Annotated in this window: 26 protein-coding genes; all 26 read right to left on the bottom strand. The window is 42.4% G+C overall.

Annotated elements, in window-relative coordinates; genetic code table 11:
- A partial coding sequence (locus ACWQ4X_RS15775) for a host specificity protein J (protein ID WP_457904279.1) occupies window positions 1-2,484 on the bottom strand: 2,484 nt, incomplete at its 3' end.
- Window positions 2,485-2,539: 55 nt separating this feature from the next.
- Complete coding sequence (locus tag ACWQ4X_RS15770) at window positions 2,540-3,121, bottom strand: tail assembly protein (RefSeq protein ID WP_457904278.1); 582 nt, start codon at window positions 3,119-3,121, stop codon at window positions 2,540-2,542.
- Entirely contained in the window at window positions 3,105-3,860 is a 756-nt protein-coding gene (locus ACWQ4X_RS15765) for a C40 family peptidase (RefSeq protein WP_457904277.1), read from the bottom strand. The genes ACWQ4X_RS15770 and ACWQ4X_RS15765 overlap by 17 nt, the downstream gene beginning before the upstream one ends.
- Window positions 3,861-3,863: 3 nt before the next feature.
- Window positions 3,864-4,670, bottom strand: a complete 807-nt coding sequence (locus tag ACWQ4X_RS15760; protein WP_457904276.1) for a phage minor tail protein L — start codon at window positions 4,668-4,670, stop codon at window positions 3,864-3,866.
- Complete coding sequence (locus tag ACWQ4X_RS15755) at window positions 4,657-5,691, bottom strand: phage tail fiber protein (RefSeq protein ID WP_457904275.1); 1,035 nt, start codon at window positions 5,689-5,691, stop codon at window positions 4,657-4,659. Before ACWQ4X_RS15755 ends, ACWQ4X_RS15760 begins: the two co-directional genes overlap by 14 nt.
- A gap of 52 nt (window positions 5,692-5,743) precedes the next feature.
- Entirely contained in the window at window positions 5,744-6,085 is a 342-nt protein-coding gene (locus tag ACWQ4X_RS15750; protein ID WP_457904274.1) for a phage tail protein, read from the bottom strand.
- Complete coding sequence (locus ACWQ4X_RS15745; RefSeq protein WP_457904273.1) at window positions 6,085-9,879, bottom strand: transglycosylase SLT domain-containing protein; 3,795 nt, start codon at window positions 9,877-9,879, stop codon at window positions 6,085-6,087. Before ACWQ4X_RS15745 ends, ACWQ4X_RS15750 begins: the two co-directional genes overlap by 1 nt.
- A gap of 51 nt (window positions 9,880-9,930) precedes the next feature.
- Window positions 9,931-10,551: a hypothetical protein gene (locus ACWQ4X_RS15740; RefSeq protein WP_457904272.1), complete on the bottom strand. Its 621-nt coding sequence runs from the start codon at window positions 10,549-10,551 to the stop codon at window positions 9,931-9,933.
- A gap of 63 nt (window positions 10,552-10,614) precedes the next feature.
- Window positions 10,615-10,842 (bottom strand): phage tail assembly protein T, encoded by a 228-nt coding sequence (locus tag ACWQ4X_RS15735; RefSeq protein WP_457904271.1) that lies wholly within the window; start codon window positions 10,840-10,842, stop codon window positions 10,615-10,617.
- Between the two features lie 59 nt (window positions 10,843-10,901).
- On the bottom strand, window positions 10,902-11,285 hold the full coding sequence (locus tag ACWQ4X_RS15730; RefSeq protein ID WP_457904270.1) for a hypothetical protein: 384 nt from the start codon (window positions 11,283-11,285) through the stop codon (window positions 10,902-10,904).
- Between the two features lie 62 nt (window positions 11,286-11,347).
- On the bottom strand, window positions 11,348-11,785 hold the full coding sequence (locus tag ACWQ4X_RS15725) for a phage tail tube protein (protein ID WP_457904269.1): 438 nt from the start codon (window positions 11,783-11,785) through the stop codon (window positions 11,348-11,350).
- 3 nt (window positions 11,786-11,788) lie between these two features.
- Window positions 11,789-12,157 (bottom strand): hypothetical protein, encoded by a 369-nt coding sequence (locus ACWQ4X_RS15720; protein WP_457904268.1) that lies wholly within the window; start codon window positions 12,155-12,157, stop codon window positions 11,789-11,791.
- Window positions 12,147-12,662, bottom strand: coding sequence for an HK97-gp10 family putative phage morphogenesis protein (locus tag ACWQ4X_RS15715; protein WP_457904267.1), 516 nt, complete (start codon window positions 12,660-12,662; stop codon window positions 12,147-12,149). The genes ACWQ4X_RS15720 and ACWQ4X_RS15715 overlap by 11 nt, the downstream gene beginning before the upstream one ends.
- The gene (locus ACWQ4X_RS15710) at window positions 12,659-12,988 is read right to left on the bottom strand and encodes a phage head completion protein (RefSeq protein ID WP_457904266.1); all 330 of its coding nucleotides are present in this window, start codon (window positions 12,986-12,988) and stop codon (window positions 12,659-12,661) included. Before ACWQ4X_RS15710 ends, ACWQ4X_RS15715 begins: the two co-directional genes overlap by 4 nt.
- A gap of 153 nt (window positions 12,989-13,141) precedes the next feature.
- Window positions 13,142-13,438 (bottom strand): head-tail connector protein, encoded by a 297-nt coding sequence (locus tag ACWQ4X_RS15705; RefSeq protein ID WP_457904265.1) that lies wholly within the window; start codon window positions 13,436-13,438, stop codon window positions 13,142-13,144.
- Window positions 13,439-13,554: 116 nt separating this feature from the next.
- A complete protein-coding gene (locus ACWQ4X_RS15700) occupies window positions 13,555-14,847 on the bottom strand; it encodes a phage major capsid protein (protein ID WP_457904264.1) in 1,293 nt (430 codons plus the stop codon).
- A gap of 64 nt (window positions 14,848-14,911) precedes the next feature.
- Window positions 14,912-15,652: an HK97 family phage prohead protease gene (locus ACWQ4X_RS15695; protein WP_457904263.1), complete on the bottom strand. Its 741-nt coding sequence runs from the start codon at window positions 15,650-15,652 to the stop codon at window positions 14,912-14,914.
- Entirely contained in the window at window positions 15,627-16,895 is a 1,269-nt protein-coding gene (locus tag ACWQ4X_RS15690; protein ID WP_457904262.1) for a phage portal protein, read from the bottom strand. The genes ACWQ4X_RS15695 and ACWQ4X_RS15690 overlap by 26 nt, the downstream gene beginning before the upstream one ends.
- The gene (locus tag ACWQ4X_RS15685) at window positions 16,892-18,730 is read right to left on the bottom strand and encodes a terminase large subunit (protein ID WP_457904261.1); all 1,839 of its coding nucleotides are present in this window, start codon (window positions 18,728-18,730) and stop codon (window positions 16,892-16,894) included. The genes ACWQ4X_RS15690 and ACWQ4X_RS15685 overlap by 4 nt, the downstream gene beginning before the upstream one ends.
- 12 nt (window positions 18,731-18,742) lie before the next feature.
- Window positions 18,743-19,264: a P27 family phage terminase small subunit gene (locus ACWQ4X_RS15680; protein ID WP_457904260.1), complete on the bottom strand. Its 522-nt coding sequence runs from the start codon at window positions 19,262-19,264 to the stop codon at window positions 18,743-18,745.
- Between the two features lie 345 nt (window positions 19,265-19,609).
- Complete coding sequence (locus ACWQ4X_RS15675; RefSeq protein ID WP_457904259.1) at window positions 19,610-20,215, bottom strand: HNH endonuclease; 606 nt, start codon at window positions 20,213-20,215, stop codon at window positions 19,610-19,612.
- Window positions 20,187-20,366 (bottom strand): hypothetical protein, encoded by a 180-nt coding sequence (locus ACWQ4X_RS15670; protein ID WP_457904258.1) that lies wholly within the window; start codon window positions 20,364-20,366, stop codon window positions 20,187-20,189. The genes ACWQ4X_RS15675 and ACWQ4X_RS15670 overlap by 29 nt, the downstream gene beginning before the upstream one ends.
- Before the next feature lie 175 nt (window positions 20,367-20,541).
- Window positions 20,542-21,006, bottom strand: a complete 465-nt coding sequence (locus ACWQ4X_RS15665; RefSeq protein ID WP_457904257.1) for a hypothetical protein — start codon at window positions 21,004-21,006, stop codon at window positions 20,542-20,544.
- A gap of 346 nt (window positions 21,007-21,352) precedes the next feature.
- A complete protein-coding gene (locus ACWQ4X_RS15660; RefSeq protein WP_457904256.1) occupies window positions 21,353-23,119 on the bottom strand; it encodes a DUF5906 domain-containing protein in 1,767 nt (588 codons plus the stop codon).
- Complete coding sequence (locus ACWQ4X_RS15655) at window positions 23,116-24,075, bottom strand: primase-helicase zinc-binding domain-containing protein (RefSeq protein ID WP_457904255.1); 960 nt, start codon at window positions 24,073-24,075, stop codon at window positions 23,116-23,118. The genes ACWQ4X_RS15660 and ACWQ4X_RS15655 overlap by 4 nt, the downstream gene beginning before the upstream one ends.
- Window positions 24,072-24,566 (bottom strand): phage regulatory CII family protein, encoded by a 495-nt coding sequence (locus ACWQ4X_RS15650; RefSeq protein ID WP_457904254.1) that lies wholly within the window; start codon window positions 24,564-24,566, stop codon window positions 24,072-24,074. Before ACWQ4X_RS15650 ends, ACWQ4X_RS15655 begins: the two co-directional genes overlap by 4 nt.
- Window positions 24,567-24,569: the final 3 nt, after the last annotated feature.

Genomic DNA, 24,569 nt, shown 5'->3' with positions numbered 1-24,569 from the left:
AGTGATCTTTCCAGACAGAATATCCAGGACATCCGATGCATCTGCAGAGGTTGTTGCATTGGTCCAGTTCGACCAATCCCCAATATTTCCAATACGGTCAATCAAACGCCCCCGATAAAACTGGGTTAAGTTTGGCTGTAATCCTTGGATCGTATGGGTTGTGGTCGGATATGAGAACAAGCCAAGCTGCGCAATATTACTGATCCCATCAGGTGAAACCTGAATTTCCGTATAGGCCGTATCCAAAGCGCCTACTGTTGGAAACCCCCACTTCAAATGCATACCAAACAAAATGCCTGTTGCTGAAATGAATGCCAGCTTAGGTGGATTACCTTGTTTTCCTTTCAGTGCTGTCAGTGTTGAATAGGTGGCCAGTGAAGCTATATCAAAGGCATTGATTGCAACCACACGTGCCTGATAATTGCCCGTATAAATCCCTTGAACTTCTACTGAATTGCTTCCAGTGATCGGCAGCTTTAACCATGAACCATCATCCTTACGCCATTCGACTTGATACTTGGTCGCACCTTCCACTTGTGGCCAAGTAATGATCATGGTTGCAACAGTTAAGCCTTGCTGCACCATTTGCTCTGAACTGATCTCAACCAAAGCAACAGGATTCTGCAATTTCGGATTGATTATCGAAATTGGCCGTTCATCAATAAAAGCCCCGTTATCAATGGCATCATATTTTGATGCATTGTATTGAAGAGCATTAATCGTAAATTGATGGCGATCATCCTGAGTAATTGAAATTACACGGAACTTCATTGTGGCCAGATCTTGTGCATCTAGAACCCAAACATTTTGCACAGCGACTGATTCAAATGCCGATACAACCGTAATTACTCGCCCTGTCATGGATTGAACAATACGTGCCTGCGCTGTACCGTTTTCACCATTAACCACCAAGCGATCACCAGGCTGACAGATCACCCCATCACGGTCTAAAGTAATTCGTTTTAGGTCTGCACTGACTGCAGCAATACGACCACCATTGGCACGACCTGCAAACAGCTCATCTGCAACTTCAATGACTTTACCAGGGCGCGGAATAAATCCATCAAGTCCGACTTTGAAAGTCACTGTGCGCGTTTCATATTGTTCGGATTTAAGTGCCCAATGTCCTGCACGTTGTGCCTGTGCTTCACTGGTACAACCATAAGCAGAAATATCAGCAATACGAATACCGAGTCGGGCAATTGCTGCTTCATCCCGGACAAAAACATATTCAGTTTTATAGCGATTATTCGGATTGTCCCATGCGACTTTTGCAACTGTGTGGCGATCACGTGCACGTGTGCCTGAATATTCAAAATGCCCATCAATGACATTGGCTGCGGTATAGGTAAAATAGGTATCTTGGGGAATATCCGCATCACAAACAATGGCCTGACCATCCCAATAGATGTAAGCACGAAACGCCCCTGCCATTTTTGAGAGAATAGACCAGGCATCATCCTGAGATTGCTCGTAGACATTTAAAGTGAAACGAGGTTCCTGTCCACCCTTTCCATCTGGAACCAATTGATCACAGTATTGACCCAAGCGATAGATTGACCATTTATCAATCATGCTTGAATTAATACGCTCACCCAGTGCATAGCGTTTGCTGATACATGCATCATAAAAATGCCAAGCAGGGTTATTGCTGTAAGCTCGTTTGAATGTACCATCCCATAATCCCGTGTAAACACGGCTGACGGGGTTATAGTTGCTCGGAAGTAGAATCTCTACGCCTTCGCATTCAACTGCCATCTTCGCCACATTGGAAAAGGTTTCAGCATCGTATTGCAACCCCAACAAGGCTGTATTGGGATAACGCAATTTGGCATCAATCACTTCAGTGATCGCCTGCACATACATCTTGTCACTGACCGACTCTGAACTTGAATTCGGGGTTATGCGTCGAACCCGCACCTGCCACCCAAAATTGGCTTTAGGTAAATCAATTCGGTGGGAACGCTCATAATTTGCAGAGGTTTTATCTGAAATTTTGGTATTTAAAACTTCGGTCCACGTCCCGCCATCAGTTTGTAAATCGATTGCATAGAGTATGGTGATTCCACTGACATCCCCATTTTCCATATTCTGTTCACGCAATGGTCCCCAGCGTAATCGGATACGGAGTGCATCAAGTTCAAGATTGGTATAACTCTTGACCCATGCAGCACTGGATTTAAGCTCGACTCCAATACCTGTTTCTGACGAGATATCTGGAAAGCCTTCGATATAGGTTTGGTCATTGGTGCCTAGACGCGAATCAACCGTTACATTTTCAAAGTTCCAAATTCCATTTGCATCTTGCAAAGGGGTATCGTCCAGATAAATAGAACGTATGCCATCAACCAAGCCTTTGATTGGTCCTTCGGATAAACCATAGAGAATTTTAATAAAGGTTTTGGATTGTGCCGAGTCTGTAGCAATGACAGACTTTCTTGCTTCACCGCTGCCCGCTTTTGCACCTTGCACCACTCGATTCATACGCCTACCCAAGCATTAAAAAAGGCGCTTAACGCGCCCATAAAAATAAGATGATTTACATTTGATCTTCTGGATATTGCCCTGCTGAAACAATAAAACCACCAACTTCACGACGACCTCGCAATACGGGTACTGGATTCCCTTGGGCAACTGTTGTGACTGCACCACCAAAACCCATATTGGATTTATTGCCATCCTGATTATTGTCTTGTGTATCGCTCACTTTCGGCATCAGCATCTGTGCAACACCACCAACGAGCATCCCTGCACCTGCACCGATTAAGGCCATCCCATAGACAGAGGTTGCACCGAATGTAAAGTAACCCGCTACAACGAGGACCACTCCAAGTACGATCTGTAATACGCCACTATCACCACCAGCGCCCATGACTTTAGGCACAATCTTGATGACTGCTGCCTCTGTCGACATATCAATTTCTTGTTCTGAAATATTATGTTTGTCCTGGTATACCGCAAAGCCCAAGCCTTGCTCATGGGCATGAAGCATGAACTTTTCAAAGCCAGGAACTTGTGCCGATAATGCACGCATTGCTTCGCGCGTGTTGGCCACATCCAGCTTGAATTGTTTGCCAAATTTCTTCCCTAGAATGCCGTACAACTTAATGGTTTTTAACATCTTGATGCCTCACAATCTTAACCACTCGTTCCTGCCACTGTGCCCCGTAGATTTCTCGTACAGACTTGCGCCCATAAGGATGATGCAGAATTAGAGCAGAGCCGATGCAGGGTTCGTTTTGTTCCGACTGGAGCTTGCCATCATCAGCAAGATACACAGCAGCATGATTAGGGTGTTCAGTACGACCCACGCGGCAAATAAGCACATCACCGCGCTGTAAAGTATCCACTTCATAAAAGCCTGCTTTTGTAAAATTGTCCAAATACAGTGATTCATGCGCTGGATCTTCCCACCAACGATCTATACGTTCGAAATCAGGGATCGTGATATTGTGTTCGCGCTGATAGTAATCACGGATCAAGGCATAACAGTCTTGCCATCCATGGTAATAATTACGCCCGACCAAAGCAGGTTGATAGCCAAAGGGTTCATACACCTGAAATTCAACTTCTGGATATGCACAGATCACCCAAGGCTTTTGGTGCAACTCAATTTGGATTAAATCCAGTTCAGATGCTCGAGCACTGGCATTCGGGTGTGAATGGACATAGGCTTGTATTTCCCCCATGTCTTCAGCATTTGCCAAGTCTTCATGATGAATTTCAAATTGATTTAATTCACCAGCGACATTCCGACAAGGGAGATAAATTCCACTTACGATGACACCGCAGCATTCTTGCGGATACACCTGTGCAGCATGCTCTATCACGGCATGCTTGATCGTTGCTGATAATTGCATAACTCACCCAATTAAGTTGGCTGCTGGATAACCCCCAATCGGTAATGGATTAGAGCCAAAGCGTAACTTGCAGGAACTTAAACGCCCGCTACATTTATCTAATGCAGGATTATCTGTTGGCTCATCTTTGTCAGTAAACATTGCAGCCCCTGTATAGCCACATTCTTCGCCACGATAATTCCCCATAACACACCAATGGCATATATTGGTAATTTGACGGACAGGGATTCTTTGCCCCTCAAAATCAATCGGATTGGAGAGTTCAAAAGATACTTGTGCTGAACTTTCTGAAGTCTTTTGTTCGATATACCAAAGCTGCTCATTGGCTTCATTCGAGGCACTGCTGTTGCCCGCACTAAAGTTCTCCGCATCCAGGTATTTCGCTAAAGTTCGAATGACCTTCAGTCTGGCACCTGCAAAATCATTGAACTGCAGGCAATATGCAGAAACGGCATTCTGTACCCCAGCAATATTGTTGGCCATCGTTAAGGACGGAGCCGATGCTTTACCATCGGAACGCATTTCCAACCCTGTCACTTCAAGCGGTAAGGGTTCAAAACTCTGACCTTGCCAAATAATATTCCGATTCCAAACTTTTTCAGAACCTACATCAAAGACTTTGCCGATCCCTACCGTATCCGCACCAATTAATCCTGCTGATCCGATTGATGTATAGATACGTTCCCAATCTTGAAAAGAAATATGACCATGAAAACGTAAAATGCCAGCCCCTAATTGGCTGGCATCTAGTTCATACAGTGTAATTAATCCATCGACATAGAGCTTTTGAAAATCACTATTCAGTGCCATCGTAAGTCACCATTGCTTCAGCCACTGCCTGACTCAAATTGGTAGGTTGAAAATCAGGAGGTGTACTTGATTCCAATAATTCCAGCTCTTCTACTGGTATTTCCTGCAGTCGTAAATCGATCCAGCGCCCTGGTGTAATATCTACAGGTTGACTCAAATCAGCCACAATTGAAGCTGTCTCAAGATCGAATTTTTTCTTGTAGGTTTTTACTGAAATATCACCATTTTCCAATGTGTCATAAATCACTGAAAACAGGACATTACCATTGGCATCTTTTGGGGTTTCTACATACCAGCCTTCTTGCGCAAAACCACTTGTACCACCGATCAAATAATCGCCTACCGCTAGTTTTTCAAAGGTAATTTCTTGAAGCTGTGCTTCATCATTCAGCTCTATTCTGTCAGCAAATAGCTGAACAATTGGGGAAGCGGCCTTAATAAATCCATTCGCGTCTATAGTCGTATTTCTTGTGGTATTGAAGGTATACCATGAACTCCACGTACCAGTAGTATTAAATCTATATTTCATATCGTTGACTGTTTGATTTTTGCCGAACTGCCATGAGTGCTCTTGTTGCGTACTCTCCTGACGACGTGTGGTATGAATAAATGCAGAGAATGTGCCAATCGAGTTAGCCGTATCATTCGCCGATACACTTCCTCCTGCGTAAAATCCTGACGGCATGGCTGTGCCTAGGCCTAAGTCATCAATAGAAAGACTTATTCCGAGTCCAAAATCACCTACTTTTATTACGCGCCCTGATGTAGTGTCTTTGCCTGATACAGTCATTGTTGCTGTTGCGGCAGTTCCTAGATTTAGTGCTGTTCTCGCTGCTGGCGCTGTAGTCGCCCCTGTACCGCCATTTGCAATTGGTAATGCCGCAGGCAAAGTACCAGACGCACCACCTAAAGCTGCATAGAGTTCATTATCATTTGCTTGTAATTTTGAAGCAGCAGATCGGAATGTATCCCCGCCTGCTCCAGTTGGTGCTGTACCCAAACTAACTGTTTGCTTAGTCATAATTTGCTCACTAAAAAGCCCTGACTAAGCAGGGCATGAAATTGAATAAGATTTAAGGGTAAAAGACTTGGGTGAAGGTGGTGGTCAGGCGATATAAACCTGAACCACGATAAACAATTTGATACTCACCCGCTTTTACTCGAACTTGGCCATCCAATGGAGATTCCCACAAAAATGAATCAGCCCCTTTATGTGAATCAAGAAACTGCTTGATCGATTGAATAACCTCTTTTTTAGCAGTCTTGGTAATTGGCCATGTCCCTTTTCGGTTATTTATACCTACCGAAACATTTTGTTCATAGCCATCACCAAAACTACTACTGAGAGTATTAAATTGATGCGTTCCTGAATTGCCAGATAAGTCATTATCCCAAGTGAAAATTAAGTTGCTCATCATTTCCCTCTAGATAAATTATACAAAACACCACCTTGCCTGCTTTCTCGTCTAGCCCAGGCATCCATCATATTGTTAAGGCTTTGGGCAACTTCTTTTTGCCCTTGAGTATCAACTTGCGCTCCTGTATCGGTGAACGTTATTGACTGGCTAATTTGGACAGATCCACTCGAACCAGCGTTTTCACGGTTGGCCAAATAACTGGTTAAATCTTGGTTTTGTCGTGGTGACAAAACACGTTCACCTTCATCCAGCAAATAACTCGATTCTTTAGGCACATAATCTGTACCACCGTGGAAAACACCTGCAATAGTCTGAGCTGCAATTAAACCCGCATTTGCATAACCCATTGCCAACATTGCTTCCGAAGCAGCAATTTTGCCTGGCAATGTAATATTCGATGGATCTGCTGCTGCCTGAGTTGCTGCCAAGTGTGCAGAAATCAAAGTTGATGCAATAGAGAAAGTCTGTTGTGCCAAGAAAGCAATCTTATATGCTACTGACTGTTCACCCGCGCTATCTTTAACAGCTTGAGTAACTTGACTCCAGGTATTTTGCGCTTGCGAAACCAAGCTGCCCCAAAGATTCAATTGCTCTTGATGTTGAGACTTGGCCAACTCTTGCTCTTGAAGTGCATATTGCTCACCAAGTGCACGTTTACTTTCGAGGTACTGGCGATAAACATCTTCAAGCTGCGCATATCGTTCTTGCTGAGTTAATAACTCATTATTACGAATGGCTTCGTTTGCTTGCCCTAAATAATCACCCAGTTCAGAATATCCATCTTGCTGCTGATTATTCTGTTTCCAACGTGATAATTCAGCTGGTGACATACCTACTTGAGCTTGAGCATTGATTCCAATTTCTGCCAATTGGCTCATTGGACCATTCATTGCCTGGAAAGCTTCTTGACGAGCGCGGATAATTTCCTGATTTGCCTCCTGTTCTTCCTTTACCCGACGATCTTCGTATTTGACCCAATCCTCAATGGCTACTGCATGTCTTTCATTTTCACGCTGAAGCAACATGTCGCGTGTAGTCGTGTCATTAGCAAAAGCATTTCGAATATCTTCAACATTTTCAGTATGAGTTTTTTCAAGCTGCTCCCATTTCGTTGCATACTGCTCTCGAATACGGTCTTGCTCCTCTAATGCATCAGCAAGAGCCTTTGATCCATACTGAAGGGATTTCTCAAAGTCACTCGAAGTTCCTACAAATCCATTTACTCCAGCAGTATAAGATTTAACATTAGACAGGTAACCCTTTGTCTCCTTAAACCCATATGCTCTGCCATTTTCAACATTTGTAGGCCCAGCATTATATGCCATGACGGCCTTATCAATATCACCGCCAAATTGCTTGATGAGAACTGACATATATTTGATCATGCCATTAATACTTGATTCTTCATCAAAAACATTAACGCCATATTGTTTTGCTGTTCCTGGCATAAATTGAGCTAAACCTCTAGCTCTCTCTCCATTTTTCGTAACAGGACCAACTGCATTCTTGTTGCCTTTACTTTCCTGCATGATCATAGCCTCAATCAAACCTTGAGGTATTCCAGCGGCAGCAGCTCTAGACGAAATATCGTACTTACTAGAAAGCATTTGAACTTTTGCATTGACCTGCAAAATCTTCTGCTGTTTTTCAATCTCCTTGGTTCGTTCCTTCTCAGATGCCGTAATAGACTCCTGTAAGGTTTTTACAGCTTGTTGCTTCTCGTACCATTTATTGAAAATGTCATACTCTTGCGCGGTCAAACTCCGTGTCATAGGAATTTTATTCTCAGAATAAAACTCTGTAACTGCTTGAGACTTTTCAAAACCTTTTTGTCCACCACCAAAAACAGCCGTGTTTTTGATTAAAAAATCATTTTTCAGGTTTTTTTGCGCATAACTTTCTTGCAATGCTTTAGTCTTTTGCAACTCCTGATTCTTTTTTCGAATTGCTTCAGTTTCAGCATTTTGTGCAGATACTGCATTTGGAGTTGAATTAACCAGTGCATCACGCTTTTGCTTAACTTCTTCATAGGCTTGCTTGCTGTTTTGGTTGGCCGTGATCAAGCCACGAAGTTTTACAACTTGCTCATCCGAAATGCCATTGATAGCCTTAATCGAACTATAAAACTCATCAGCAGTAATACGCCCTTTAGAATATTCCTTATATTGTTCCTGAATTTGACGCGCCACTTTTTCCGAAACACGGCCTGAATCTTCGATATATCCAATCCAGGCATTCAGATCCGAGGATGCTGTAACGTACTTAACTCGTAAATCCTCAATACTTTTTTCAAGCCCAAGTGCCAAAGTATCTTTCTGAATTGAATTAAGATCACGCCATTTTTCTTTCAACTCATCAACACTATGTCCCTGCATATCCAAAGTAGAAGAAACATCTGATGTGTTGTCCTTAAGCAATAAATAAGAGGCAGCAACAGTTGCAACAGTAAGTCCTAAACCGATAGGACCACCTAGAAATCCTAATAGAGATCGACCTACAGTTAAACTTGATGCTTGGGCTGCTGTTACACGCGCTTGAGAAGCTGCCAAAGCATTATTCGCAAGAACCAACTCTTTTTTAACTTGTGATTCAATGACACTAATTTCAGCCAATCTGGTTTGCGAAGCTGCTAAACCTTGTGCGGAAATCTGGGCTTTTAAACGTTGAAGCTCTAATGCCCGTTCTGCTGCAAGTGCTGATAATGTCGCCTGTGTATTCACAACCTGCGCTTGCGCACCAATCAAATCTTGTGCTGCTGCCTGCTTTTCAAGTTGAATCGCAGTCATTTGGACAACAATTTGATCTCTTAACTGCGTAGCCTTTGCATAACCTGCAATTGTTGCTTTTCCTAAAGCCATTACAAGTTGGGTGCCAACATAAGCAGCCAGTGCAATGGCACCTGCTTGAACTGAATCAGAATTTTCTTTTAAGAGTTCTAATGTTGGAACAACATTATTGACAATATTTGCCTGAAATCCTTGCCATTCTAAACTTAATAAGGCGATGTTATCTTTCGCCTGTTTTAAGTCTTTAATCATACTATCTGAAAGAATTGCACCTGCACGCTGTGCCGCATCACCCCATTGAATAAAACCAGCACCACCATCTTTAAGCATTGGAATGAGCAAACTGCCTTCATCAGCAATTTGTTCCATAAACTTTACAACTTCGGGATGCTCAAGATTAGCTTGCTGTAATCCGTTGTAATATTTCTGAATAACCTCTGGACCACTTAACCCTTTAAATTGTTCAATAGTCACACCAATTTTTGGAGCAATTTGATCAAAGAAGTCCATCATTTCACCTTGGCCAGCCATTGCATCACCAAGTTTGTCTAAGGCATCTTTCCCCAAATCAGAAAATTTATCGATACCGATGCCAGCTGCTTCTGCACCAGCCGCGTAATATTGAAATTGCTGAGTACTAGAACCAACCAAAGTTGCAAATTTTTGAATTTCAGATGCTTTTGAAATGTAATTACTTGCATAAGACGTTAAGCTTCCAATTGAAACACCTGCGGCAACAGCACTTAATCCTTTGACAGCTAAAGCTGCCACATCATAAGACTTCGCAATGCTTCGCACTTCTGTTTCATGCTCAGAAATAGATTTTGAAAAGCTATCAACCTGATTTTGTGTCTTTTTAACTTCTGATGTAACACCTTGGAATCCAGTTTTCATACTTTTGACAGACCGATCAGTGATCCTTTCAGCGCCCGCCATACCTGTTTCAAGTCTGGTTGTATCCGCTTCCAACAGAATTTGAACACGACCTAATAAATCATCTGCCATTTTCTTTACTCGAAAAAAAACCACCCGAAGGTGGCTGATTAATAAAATTTACTATTTACAAAGCTTATTCCATAATGCTTCAAATTCGCCTTGATCAAGATTTGACTCGAAAGTGATTAAATCTGGTTTTGGTGCAATATATCGGGTATATCCAGTGTAGGCCCCAAAACTATTTTTTGAGTTTACCTCACCACAGAAGCCTCTTTGATTTCTAAACTTGGCAGAATCAGGATCTTTCAAAATGCTGCTAACTGCAATTTCAGCAGAAATGATCCTATCCATTTGTATTCTTCTTTGCTTTTGTTCTGGGCTTTCGCTCCTATTTAAAAATGCGTGTATGCCCCATCCTACAATTGCCAAAATAACAAGACTTACAATGTATGAAGCCAACTTCCCAGAATTTGGATTATCAACCTGCTTAATTGGCTGAATAACTGAAGCTTGCTCCCTTAAATACTTTGTAACTTTGGAATATAGATACAACCAAGCTCTTCCCTTTTCGGCATCACTTAAATTAATTAAATATTTATCAAAGCTTTCGAAATCACTCTTAAATTTTTCGATACCTAACTGTTTGATATCTAGCTTTAAAAATTTTGACTTATAAGCGTTAAAATAGATATCAATCTGATCAAAATCAGCTTTTTTTAATGGTGAATTTAATAGTTCCATTCTAACCCCTTATAAATAAGAGATTAGAATATAGGAAAAATACTGACCTAATCCAACAACTGTTTAGATTAATCCAGCCATTCTCGTCTTAATGTCATCACAGACATCTTCGACTGTCCGCTCTACAGGCTGTCTAAACATCATAAAGTTTTCTAATCCCAAACCATGATCAGAGACATTCACATCAGCAAATGTTTTGGCAATATTTCCAAACAATAGGTCCTCTCGATAAATACCGATTGGCTCAAGTATGTTGAATGCTTGCCAATAGACAAACTCTTCATAAGTCATGGATGATTCAAGTTCGCCAACCGTTCGCCCTAATCTCAGTGCAAGCTGAAATTTAAATTTTAGCTCTGGTCGGCTTTGGAGTTTTTTAATTCAACTGACTGCTGTTCTTCACGCAAATCTTTGACGGTTTTCATACCATTATGTTTGAAGATTTTCTCAATCAAAGAATCAACAATAGTGGTTGGTAACTCTTTCAAACGTTCAAGCTGAATTTCTTTTAATACAAGAATTCCAGTGTCTGGATCACAGACAGCATTTTGCAATAAACAAATGGTTGAATCTTTTTCAGAAGCCACCCATTCATCGCGAGCAGCAATGCTTAATTTTTTAATACCTACTTTACCCAGACCTTCAATTTCATGAGTCTCAACTTCACGATTTTCAGCAGCAGTTAAAAATAGAGATGCTAAGTTTGGTAATTCAATGGCATTTGCAGTTTTCATATTTTTTCCAATTTTAAGAAGTAAAAAACCCGCTGTTATAGCGGGCAATTACTGTTTAAGCGTTAAGGTACAGTGGTGTCGGTTTTAGTTACTTTTCCATTCACCGCAATAGTCAAACGGAAGCGGTTTTTCTTGTTTGCGGCACGAACTGGAGACAATTCAGTAATGGTGCCAGAAAAGGTATAGGTGGTTTGAAGTGCATCAGGCAGTACAACTTTCCAATCTAACATGGTCCCCGCTTCGAAATGCTCATCTAATGCAGTTTGCTGTGCGCTACCAGAAATCATTAACAGTTCATATGCCAAATCATCACTACTAATCACACCTGCAGCTGCTGTTTCTTTGTGGGTAGATTTAACCGTTGTAATATCATCTACTTCACGTTTTTTTGTAGGTAGTGGGCTATCGGTAACTTCAAGCACCTCTTCAAATGTAGAAGCAGATGCCTCTTTATATGAAATTGTAATACCCTGCGAATCAATTAAAGCTTTATCAGCCATGCTTTACTCCTTTTCGACTTCTTGCCAAATCAAGAAGTCGACTTGTTGTTGATATACTTGAGTTTCTTCATCCAAGCCTTCATCACGCTCATCTACCACTACACACGATGCATGAGGTTGCTGATCCATAGCCCACATCACACGATTTTTAGCTTTTTCGCATTCAATGATGTCGGCATGAAAAATATTGATTTGAACCCGATGTTGACTGTGGCCAGTCCACCCTTTCACCGTGTTCAGTGGTACAGCTGAAATACCTTGATAAGTCACATAGGTTTCATTGGTATCAAATCCTTGTGGCAAGGGATGTGGACCAACACGATCATTGAATAACGGACTCAACACTGAATAGATGATTTCTTTAACCAGCATCAGAATCCCCCTCTTTCAAAGTACTTAATTGCTGTTTTGCAAGAACTTTTTGAATATATTCTCGATAACGTTCAATAAATCGAACTATCGCTAAATCTTTGTTCTTGTCATACGCAGGACGAATAAAAGGCACAGCCAAAATATGAGGTGTCCCAAATTCAATAAAACGAAAGTAAAAGGCTTTATTTTTGATGTAGATGCCTACAGCAACACCACCATCGACTCTGATACGCTTTCGCGCAATATTTCGTCTAAGTGTTCCTGGTCTTATCAGCTTTCTTGAATTTTGTGGATTCCCTTTTTTACGTTGGCGAAGTGACCCTCTGTAATATCTGTAATAAGCTTTTTCCGCTCTAGGAGCATTCTGCTTAATTTCTTCAATCATTGGCTGTGATGCATAAAACAACGCATTTTGAGTGAGCTGCTTTTCCTTGGCCAAGCTCACCAATCGTTGCATTTGCTTTTTTGTTTCGTCCCAGCCTTCAATCTCGGCTGTAAAATTCATAAAAGTTTACCTATCGTACATAACAAGGATTGCTTGCCTTTATTGATTGGTAAAACCCCTGAAATTTTATAAATATTCCCGCGATCTACATCTTTAATAATTAAGGCAGAATTTAACTCAGGATAGTCATCTGGACGCATGACAACACGGCAAACCAGTGCCGAACCTTGCACCCCTGATTGAACAAATGTTTGTGTACTAATCGGCTCTACCCCACCATAAAAGCTGCCAACTTTTGTCCACACATCTTTCTTTTGCCCTGCCGTATTCTTCTCTGAAGACTGCTGATAAACCTCAAACAAAGTATCTAATTGACCTGAGTGCATTGCTGTCCCTCCAGATATGCTTCAAAAGCAATTTGAACAACCAAAAGCCGATATATATCCTTATCCTTGAACATCACAGTTTCGCCATGAATAAATATCAATGTTTTGTAGAATTCTTGCTGCTTAAACCACGCTTCAAATTGTTCATGCACATCACACCCCCATTTTGCGATAAGGCAGCATGTAATTTTCCACTGCTCGGTTCACGTACAAATTGACCTCAGTCTGAGCAGCACGGTTTTCATACATGTCGGTAATCACCAACAAGGCAGCAATGGTCAAATCTTCAGGAAAAATCCCATCGGTAAGCACGTCATCAAGTGGCTTATCAATAAAATTTTCAATGTATTTCAAAGCTGCTTTTGTGAGTAAATCAATGTAGGTATCATCGCGGGCGTGCAATACGCGCAATTGCGTCTTCACGATTGCTGGTTCGATGTAATTACTCATAAAAATAGCCTTTTTGAGACAGAAAAAGTGGTAAAAAAAAGCAGCCCCTGAACAAGTTCAAGGACTGCTTTGAACGCAGTGCAAGGCGAAGTGGACTGCTTTTTAGGTTCGTACGATTAAGGCGCTACGTATACAAGATCACCGCTGGCACAAGCGTCTGGAATGGCTACACCACAGCAACCACGCATTTCTGCACGGATGGTGCATAAGTTTTTGGTGAAGTTATTGCCATCTTCAGTTGAAAGCTCAACTGCGACATCTTCACGCATAAATGCAGCCACACCCAGAGTTAAGTTACCTACCCAATATTTGCCCAAAGTCATTGCTGCAGACAAAATCACAGGTAAACCCCAAAGTACTGGCTGAACCGCTGCACCAGGTGAACCAAAAATATAATGGCCATCTTCACCTTTAATACGCTCAATCGTGCCCCAGTCTTCAGGGTTTAGAATGATTGCTTCAGGCAATAAACCACCTGCCGATGCTTTGTATTTCCCTTTGTTGATCACATCAATTGCGGTGTCATCTGCAGCTGGATCGACTTCAATAAATTGATCAGCTTCAATCAAACCAATAAATGTACGTGCACCTGTAGAACGACCATCACCCACCACAATTTTGGCTTCAAGTTTCATACGCACACCATAAGCCAAACGACCTTCAATGTACGCAGCCAGTGTCGGCATATCAGAAATGAGCTGGTTTGAAACTTTAATCCAGTGGGCAATGGTATCGGCTTTCATATCCACCACGCCAAAGGTTAGATTTGACTCTGGCTTATCTGCACCTTCCAGGACAATATCAGCCATAATTTCATAAGCCGATTCACGCAATAACGGTACAAACTCATTTGTGATTGGGGTAAAAGAAATCCAATCCAAAAGGTTTAATGGGCGTGTCAGCGTACGGCTTAAATCATTTTGTGCGAATTGGGCAGTGGTACCAATACCCGTTAAAGTCACAATATTACGTGCATTCAAGTCATTAAATTGGAACTTGCCTTTAGAACGTAGAATTGCTTTTGCTTGATCCAAAATGTCTTTGTTACGGATCAAGATGGAAGCCACTGCATCTGGATCTTCAGAACGGCTATGCACACCATCAATCATTTTTTGCTGAATATCTTCAATTTGACCTGTCAAATCTCGGATTTCGTTAGAGCGTGCTTCCAATTGTTCTCGTAAGTCAGTTGGAAGATTATCAACACGCTCAAGTTGAGTACGGCTTCGGCTAATAAGTGCATCCAATTGCGCCAAACGATCACGGAACTGAACCGCTAACTGGTCTAATTCAGAACTTGGCGCTGGTGAATTGGTATCACGAGTCTGCAAACCATGTAATGGCTGCGCTTTTTGTGCTGCGATTGTAGAAATTGCCAAGCTAACTGCTGTTTTTGAAAGTGCTTTCATACTAATTTTTCCATGCATAGAAAATGAAAAACCCGCTTAAAGCGGGCAATATTTGAATTTTGATTTACACACCAGACGAATCTAGGAATGCAAAAGGATCTTTTTTCGGTTCAGGTGCAGGTGTTTCTTGTGGCTTTCCAAATTCACTCAAACGTGAAATCAATTTGTCGGCATAATCACCATGCAATCCCAGTGAGCGCAACAGTTCAACGGCATCACTGGATGATTCAAGGCCATTGATTGAATCCTCTGAAATTACACGAGCTGCATCATCTGCAGGTTCATCTACCACACTAATTTCGTACAGATCGGCACGTTTGATTTCAACATGCGTGCCTTTGTCTTCCATATCCATTGGTGCAGGTGGATAAAAGGCAATCGAGAAACCATCCACGGTACCATGCTCAACCATGGCAGCAATGGTTTGGGACCACTGCATATTCGGGGTGAATTCCAGCTCGACCAGCAAGCCTTGATCATCCTCTTCCAAACGTAAATATTTACCAATCCGCATGGCCATGAATGAATCAAGGAACCACATACGCCAGCCATGGTTATAGTAAGCGTGAACTTTCTTGGTACCTGCAGCAAATGCAGCACAAACTTCCGCAAATGCACCACGGATAAATTTTTCACCGTAGTGATTCACAGAATCCCATTTCACTGCATAACCTGTAATGCGTAACACGCCTGTTTTTGGGTCACGCTTAATATCACGGGCTTCGAGTTTTACAGGTAAACGCCGACACTGAACTTTCGGCAAATTGGGCAGTGCTTTGTTACGCACCTGCAGGTTTAGATTCATCAGCTTTCGCTCCATAATTGCCATTTTTCATACGTTCGGCTGTTGTCATATTGACTGGTACCATAATAAAGTTTGAGTTCGGATCAGGAATTTCACCCTCTTCCATCTGAACTTGATAAGGACTCGCTTGCCCTGACAAAATTCGGTCTTTATTCGATTTAACCCGTTCAAGATACGATGCCCGCAACAGGTCTTTAGTCTTAAATTCGAATTCATATTCATCCCATTCATGTCGCTGCAAGAGGTGAATTCGGGCACTTTCCTCAATTCGTTCCAAATATGGACGTAAACCGAACTTATGAAAGCCATCGACCAACTGTTCAATACCGCTGCCCCAAGTTGTGCTGGAATCCGTACTGAAAATCAGGATTGGATTGACCCCAAAGAAACGGCAGGATTCTTCAACAGCCAACTTTCGAATTTCAATCAATTCAAGGTCTTCAGGTGTCAGGCTGATCTGCTCGAACTGCATATTGCCTTCGAGCACTGCCATATCACCATCATCACCATTAATCAGAAGATCTAACTCGGAACGCAGTGCATCACGCTGTTCTTTTTTCAGATACTTATCGGTCTTTAATGCCCCTGTCGGCTTGGCACCGTTGGACATTAAACGTGAAGTCTTATCACTCCCCGCCAAGCCAATGCCAATCGACTGCGCACCATAGGCAATGGGTGACATGCCCACAAAACCAGTTCCAAACAGCTTAATATGCCAAATTTCTTTATCGGTATATTCAACCGTTTTACTGCCCAATCGACACTTATATTGCGGTGTACCATCATCCCGAATGCTCGGATCAACCGAACCCGAGTTTATGACCTGCAAACTGACCAGCTTTTTCCCGACATAATCTTTCTTGATGTAAGCATTACCCGCGACCAAATTCAGCATCAGCTGCTCAAAAAACTCTACTCGGGTCTGATAGCGGTTCGGTTTGTTATACAGCAGCCGAATCACATCATGATCTTTGACTTGAACACGGGTTCCATCGGATTTGAGTTGAAACATTTGCAGTGGCAGGGTTGCCACCGATTCAGTCAAAATCTTGATACAGGCAAAAACAGCACTCAAGGTCATGGCACTGTCAAATGACACAGGTTTTGCGGTCTTAAAACCAGAACGGGGACGATCAATAATGGTCGTCCCCGTTTTATCTTGCATTGGTCCAGTCCCCCGAACCTTCAGCTTATCGCGATTGGTTTTATCACGAATTTTTACTTTATCGCGCTTTTTACTCATCGCTTCGCTACCTTAATCATGTCATTTAACCAGTCATCAATATTTCCATCATCTTCACCAGGCACTAAATCAAAAACAGATTCATCATCCCAATATCGAGCACGTGCTGCAGCATTGATAATCCCAACCATGGCATCAATCTTCTTCGCTGGAGACCCTTTGCGTGGGAAAATATTTTCCTTTGCATCAGGCTTTACCAACACATTCAAGGCACACCAAGTCAAAACAGGATCACCACAATGATGGAAGCGCCCCTCAGCCAATAAAACTTCAATCCAACGCATTGCAGGGCTTAAATGTTCTGCAACCTGAGGAATCTCAATGACATTTATCCCTTCTTCCAACAAATTTGCTGTAAGTTGTTCCGCATGGTATCGGTCATGCCCAAGCTCATAAAGCGGATTTTTGATATGAGAATCTTCAATATCACGCTGAATTCGCTTGTAGTCTGTTGATTCACCAGGAGTCGCAATCAGATAACCTTGATCACGCCAGACAGGGTATTCATCAGGTCGTTTTTCACCGTTGATTGCTGTTTTGGTTTCAATGACATGCTCATTAATGTATGAATGAGAAAATGCATACCAATGAATTTTTCCATCACTTTCAAAACGAGGAATCAATTCGCCCCAACTTGCCAAATCTAAACGACTTGCCAAATCATAGCCACCAAAACGAATTTGCCCATTAAGGTCGTGATATTTCACATCAGAGTAGCAATTTGCCCAAATCGTTGGAGAAATCCAGCCATCCATTGACCCGACCCACTCATTTAAGTGTTTTTGACGGGTAATGCCTTCAAGCTTTGGACTCACTTTGACCTTTTCAAATACCGAATGCAGGTATTTTTCATTCACCGACACGCCATAATTCGGGTTGGCTTTGGCCCATACCTTTGGATCTAACCAGTCATCACCCCGATCCAGACAAAAAACCATACCAAAATACTGATCATGCTTGGCTTTGCCTTTCAAAATATCTACCACGACCTGACGTTCTTGGTAGCATTTACTGGTGGTATCGTCCCCAGCCGTGGTAATGGCTAAAATGAGTGGTTCACTACGTGCAGCAATACCGTTGGCCACAATGTCATACATATCTGCAGTTTTATGCGCATGCAATTCATCAATGATGGCAGCATGGACATTTAGACCGTCTTTTGTTCCGCCCCGATCTTGTGATAACGCCTTAAGCATGCTGTTTGTTTCAGTCTGAAACACAGAATATTGAGAATATTCAATACCGAAGTGCGCACGCATTTTCGGCGAGTACTCGACCATTTTCTTTGCATCGTTAAATACGATTTTTGCCTGATCAGCCGATGTAGCTGCAGTGTAAACTTCAGCCCCCATTTCACCATCGATAAAACAGAGATATAATGCGATGGCAGCAAGCCAAGTAGATTTACCATTTTTCTTTGCGACCTCGATATAAACATACAAAAACCGCCTTTTCCCATCCTGCCCAATCCAGCCAAAAATATTGAGCGTGGCAAACACCTGCCAAGGCTCCAAAATTAAAGGCTGCCGTGTGCCATCAGGACGAAGCTTTGCCAAATCCCCTTTTACATGCGGGCAAGTCTCAACAAAAAAGAGCGCATGTCGCGCTCTTGAAAGATCTAATTCGTACTCAAAATCTATATCAGGCTTTGGTTTGTATTTTAATTTTTGCAGTAATTCTTGGGTTTCTTCATCAACCAATTCAGCATTAAAATTGGATTTGCTTAAATCTGTTAAAAACCGTTTTACAGCTAGTTTCTCCAGCTGCCCCGCTGTACGCACTCCAGATCGTACGTCAAGGCAGTACTGGAGCGAAATTTTAAAATAATCTCGCATAAAAACTCGCTATCAACTTTGGCGAATTTCAAACCCGCCATATACATCATTTTCAGGATTGGTTGCTGCTTCCGCGCCTAACAAATTGAGCTGCTGCTGTTTGTCCACTTTCACGCTTGAACGCGCTGCAGGTGTTAGCCCAAATTCACGGGCTGTTTTGATCATTTGTTCTTGGAGTTTATTGCGGATCTGGAGCCAAGCTGATTGCACTTCAAACCCGTTGGGCGTTTTTCCAACCCACTTATCTAGTTCTTGAAGTTTTTCCATCGCTTCACCGTAGGCTGCAACGTTGTCACAGTGAAGACCAAACACATCACCATCCACAACAGAAAGCAATCCTGCCTGAACCAATACTGGTCCCAATGTGTCCCAGTGCTTTTTGGCTTTTTTATTTAGCCATACTGGGCAAGGTGGCAGGCCTAAATCGACAGCAGCGTTTGCAACTTGGGATTCTTCATCCCGATCACTACGAATGCGAGCACCGCTCAATTGTTTTTCTTGCAACGACTTTGGAGGTCGGCCAGTTCTAGACATACAAACCTCCTGAATTTCTAAAACTTGTTAATTATCGGAGGTATACCCCCCTATGGACTTTTGACCACGTGAAAATTTGATGGGGGGGCGGTCTTTTATAAGAGGTCAGTTTCGACTTTTGACCCCATATCCCCTAAAAGAAATATGAATTAAAAATCCCTGCCATTTCTGACAGGGATTAGAAGTGTCGTGTGCTATGGCCAACTTATGCGTTAATGGCTTGCCGTCACCAAAGTCAAATCCATTTTGTACCCGCCTTATCTCAACATCCTGTCGAGCATATAACGACCATGAGTTTTGCTTACACATGAACGTGCCGTCTATTCCGAGCTGCCAACATTGAGACTAGCTAACGTGTGTAGTCTCAGTATGTCTTTTGAAATGTGAGTGATGCAGCCGACCACCGTTGCCATCGTCATCTTGTACGAACACTGTCTTGTCGTGGACTTCAATCACAGTGAAGACTGTCTTGTCATCACACATCAAACATTCTTGCGCGTACTCAGTAGCAACCAGTAAGCGGTCACTCACCTTGAATTCGTTCTTGCTGTCCTTGTTCGCTTTGGTTTGCTTTGCTACTGGAGACCAACTTCCCCGATCTTCTGTCGCGGTCTTGATGTTGTGGTGTGTCTCGCAAAGCGGTTGCCAATTCGTTTTATCCCAGAACAGTGTCTGGTCGCCTTTGTGTGGAATGATATGGTCCACCACCGTGGCAGGATTGATATAACCTGTCTTGCGGCACTCAACACAGAGTGGATGCTCATCTAAGAATGCATCACGTGCTTTGGTCCATTTAGCATCGTAGCCCCGCTGATGTGCGGTACCACGTTCACGATCTCTCTTTTTGATTTTGTCTTGATGGTTATCGCAATAACCTTGGTTCGTTGCATAGTCCTTGCAACTGTTGACCAGGCATGGACGTTTAGCTTTCTGAGGTGCTTTGTTTGTCATGAACTGGAACCACTTGCGTTGTGACTGAACTCTTAATTAATTTTTTGGAAAGTACTTGTGCTACCGCGCCAACTGCACCCAGTGCATAAGCCAAAACAATCTTAGGTTTGGATAACTTGACCTTGACCTGAACAATTTGCGTTGCCTGCATAACCAATCTCCAAATTAAAAAGGGCTGCATGCCCCGACATTGAAACTGGACATGCAGCCATAAAAAAAGAGCCTTATCGGCTCTTCAGAGTGGAACTACAGCGTTTTGATATAGTTTCTCATTGTGGAGAAATGTAGATTAAAACTGGCTCACCTGTCAATACATTAAATAAACTTTAAGTTGATTTTTTTAATTGGTAATTAATTTTCTCAGATGCTATCTCAATCTCGTCCTTAAGCATCTCTTTAAACTTATTGATCGACTGTCCTAATTTACGCTGGATCTGCATACGACTCACCCCAGCAATAATCGCACGATTACGCTCTGATGGTGTGTAGTTAGCGGGAACCTTTGACAACTCAACCAGTGCAACAAAAATGGAAAGCTCATGCTCAGTAGACATTTCAGCTTGCTTGGTACGAATCAATTCAGCATGTATCACCTGAGCAGATGCTTTGATCTGCTCGGTAGAATTGCGATTCAAAGCACATAACTCGACTAAGTTGCTTTGTACGGTTGTCAAATTTGCATAGCTCAATGCTACACAAACATCTTGAGCTGTCATAGCTCCATGATTTCCCCCACCGATAGCATCGAAGTTTGTGGTTTTTGGATTTAGTAAGCGAATATATTTTTCCATTTTATCAACCTTAGCTCATTTTATAAGCAATGTTACGGGCTACCCCTTGTTTGTTACGGGGTTGTTACGGGTACAGGTATTAAAAAGTTATTTAAAATCAATTGTTGTTACGGATGTTACGGGTGTTACGGGGGTTTTTACTCGTATAGAGAAATAATTAAGGTATATGGAATTGATTAAATTAAGTAGTAATGAGTTTTTTCCCGCGTGCGCGCGCGTGCATAAGCCCGTAACACCTGTAACAGGTAGGCTGAAAGTCTTGTGTGGTAAGGCGTAGAACGTGTTACGGGGTGGCGAAAAAGCCCGTAACATACCCGTAACACCCGTAACATTTTTAGATTTTTTATTAGAGTACAGGTGGTACATCATGATCTCCTTTTAACTTAGCACGGAATTGCTTTACTTGTGAAGATAACCAATCTACCTGTTTTTCATTAGCTGGGTAATTGGCTGTAAAGATGACTCGTCGTTGAACGACTTTCCTTTGTTCTTGATAGCCTACACCCGTCACCACATCCTCATAAATGCGCCCATGCCCTTTGGCAACTACACGTTCAGATGCGATCAGGCTTAGAAACTTATTGGCTGGAATGGTCTTTTCCCCGTTCTTGTGACACCACTGGCGGTATGCCATGTACAAATCATCCGACAAACAGCAAACAAACGGATTGTCCAATACCCCTGCACGCCAGTCATCTAAAAATAACTTCCAGCCAGGTAAACCAAACTGAATGATTTTATGCTTGGCTTTGGTCATTGGTGGTTCGGTATATGGGGTAAAGTCTGTTAGATCCTGCGACAACAGGTAGGTATAAAATGCACTGATTGCTTTGCTATCGGGTTCAAGGCAATTTTCGATTAATCCTTTGAGGTCATCTCCTAATTTCTGATTGGGTTCGAGCACAAGGAAACGACGGTCACGTTCTTCAATAGCGAGTGGCTGAACTTCGTTGGATAAGAACACGCAGTTGATGTGGTTATTCTGTGAATACCCCGACATAAACTTTTTCTCAATACGGATCTTCTCTCCAGTGATCATGTGCTTGATCAAGCCCATCATGCCGAACTTAGATTTATTGTTAAATATTTCTTCAAATAAGCAGTACAGCTTACGTTCAGCCCAATCGGTATAGATGGATTCAAGACCATTTTGCCCCAACGTAACTGAATATTTTTCACCATAAATTCGTGTCATGATTTTTTCAAAGAACAAGGATTTACCAGAACCTTGCACAGCACTACACAGTAAAACTGAGGTATTCATTTTTGCGCCCGGGTGCTGGAGAGGATAAGCCAACCATTTCATCAACCATTCGTATGCATCGGTTTCTTTACCGCACAAGAATTTGACCAAGTTAATAATTGGACTGCACAACTCAAGTGCATCTGCCTGTGGAACAATCTGATTTTTTGCATCCATGATGGGTGAAATTTCCATGCCATCATAAGTATTGATCTGACCTTCACGAATATGCATGGATGGGACAAAGACTAAATCTTCATGCCAAATCATGCGTTTATCACGTGCTTTCGCCCACATTTCATAAGCACCTGCCCAGTTATCCTTCATCACATCAGTGCTCACCATTTCCCGACGAAATGTATCCCAGCAGGATTTTTTACCTTCAAGCATAATGAATCGATCAATCATCTCTTTGGCTTTGATATGACTTTCACCAGTAGCACGACCATTGGCATCATCTGAAGATATGGTTTTACGTTTCGGGTGTGAGTTCCATGCATCAAAAACTTTTTTACCGCCCAACATGGTTTGAAAGGCCGTTTTTTTCCAAATCTTTTTGCCGTAGTCATCCCATACATTGGTTTCACCCTCGATTAAACAGAAACGGGCAATCCATTTTTCCATCTGCTCTTCAGGTGAAGGCTCTGCTTGAGTAGTATTTTCCTGTGAAATACCCGCCTCCCCTTTAGGTTCAACAACAGGATTTTCTGCAATTTCCGATGTTTGACCCTGAAAATTGTGGGTTGTATTTTTAGGGGGTTCGGGGGAAAGCTTAAGGGTAGAAATAGCATTTTGGATCTGTCTTGCTACCTCTTCCAACCCACAAGAAATATGCAAATCGTTGAAGTCTGTGAAACTGGTAGAACTCATGCAATGGACTCCTGAACTTGCTTAAATTTGGGCAGTACCATAATGCCGCCTGTAATATCTAACGCCATTTGCGCGTATTTCTTGCCTGTATCATCCTTGGCTGAATCATCATCTGCACAGTAAACAAACTGAGCATTTGGGTATTTTTGGCGTAATGCCGCACCTACTTTTGGCAAATTATTGGCTACAAATGAAAGTGCCACTGGATAACCTGTTGCCATGAAAATCGACATGCCTGTGGCATAGCCTTCTGCCACGCAAATGATGTGACTGTCGTATAGATCGGGCTGAACCTCACCAATCATGAAGAACAAACCACCCATACGCCCGCCACCAGACTCAAATTCGCCATGTTCATTCACATCCCCAGTGATAAAGGTTTTATGGCCATCGGCTTCAATGGTTTGCAGATTCCAAATCTTGCCATTTTCATCATGGGCAGGAATAAGTAAGTTCCCGTTGTGCGTGATTTTGATTTTTGGGTCCTTTTCTACCTGCTTATTCTTCAAATACAGGCTTTCCTCACCTAAATATGCAGAACGAAAATCACCTTCAGCTTTACGTGCAATCTGCTCTTGCCGTTTACGCTCGCGCTCCAGTTGCTCCTTTTTGCGTATTTCACGCTCTTTCGCCCACTGTGCACGATGTTCATCCGTGATTTTTGAACTAGCATCCAGCCCTAGAACTGCCCCAACTTCTTGGACAATTTCAGGAAACTTCATATGTGTGCATTTTTCAATGAGACTCAGACCATCACCATTGCCACATTGCTGGCAAAAATAATCACCATTGCCATTTTTATCGTCATACCAAAAACGGTCTCGACCACCACAAGCCGGGCATGGGGTTTTCTTTTTCCATTGCACCTCTATTCCAAAACTGGGGAAAATTAAATCTGACCATTTACCTTGGGCTGCATGTTTAATGTCATCAGCCTGAATTTTTGCTTGTTTCATTTGCCCTCCTGGTCATGCTCACGCTGTTTTTTCACCATGGCAAAAATGGTCGTAGCGACTCGTACTAAATCTAAAACTTCCTGATAAATTTCAGCCTCTTCAAGTTTTGTGATACGACCATCCGACACTGCTGTTGCAATAGATTGAGCAAGTCCACCCTGTTCATGGGCTAGTTCACCTAATTTTTTCATGTAGTTCGCTTGGTCTAGATCCTCTGCGACTGTAGGTAACTCGAACCACCCTGCATTGCCATGGATCGCACATACACTGTCCATAATTCTGCTGTCCTTAGTTTCTGCAAGCACTGCTTCAAGGTGATGGATATTGGCTTTATGCGTGGTTGTTGTAGGGCAAAGGGAATTGCGAAAAGTCGTGACATTCCAACAATTCTTTTCTGCAATTACTGATATTAACGACTGATCCCCCTCGCTATACACAGCAGCTCTTAATGCCATAGAAAGCGAAAGTACTTTTTCTTTCTTATTAATCATGAT

The sequence above is a fragment of the Acinetobacter sp. NigerLNRRAM0016 genome (assembly GCF_054112845.1).
The sequence above is the reverse complement of the archived record's forward strand: the minus strand, read 5'-3'. Positions and strand labels throughout refer to the sequence as shown.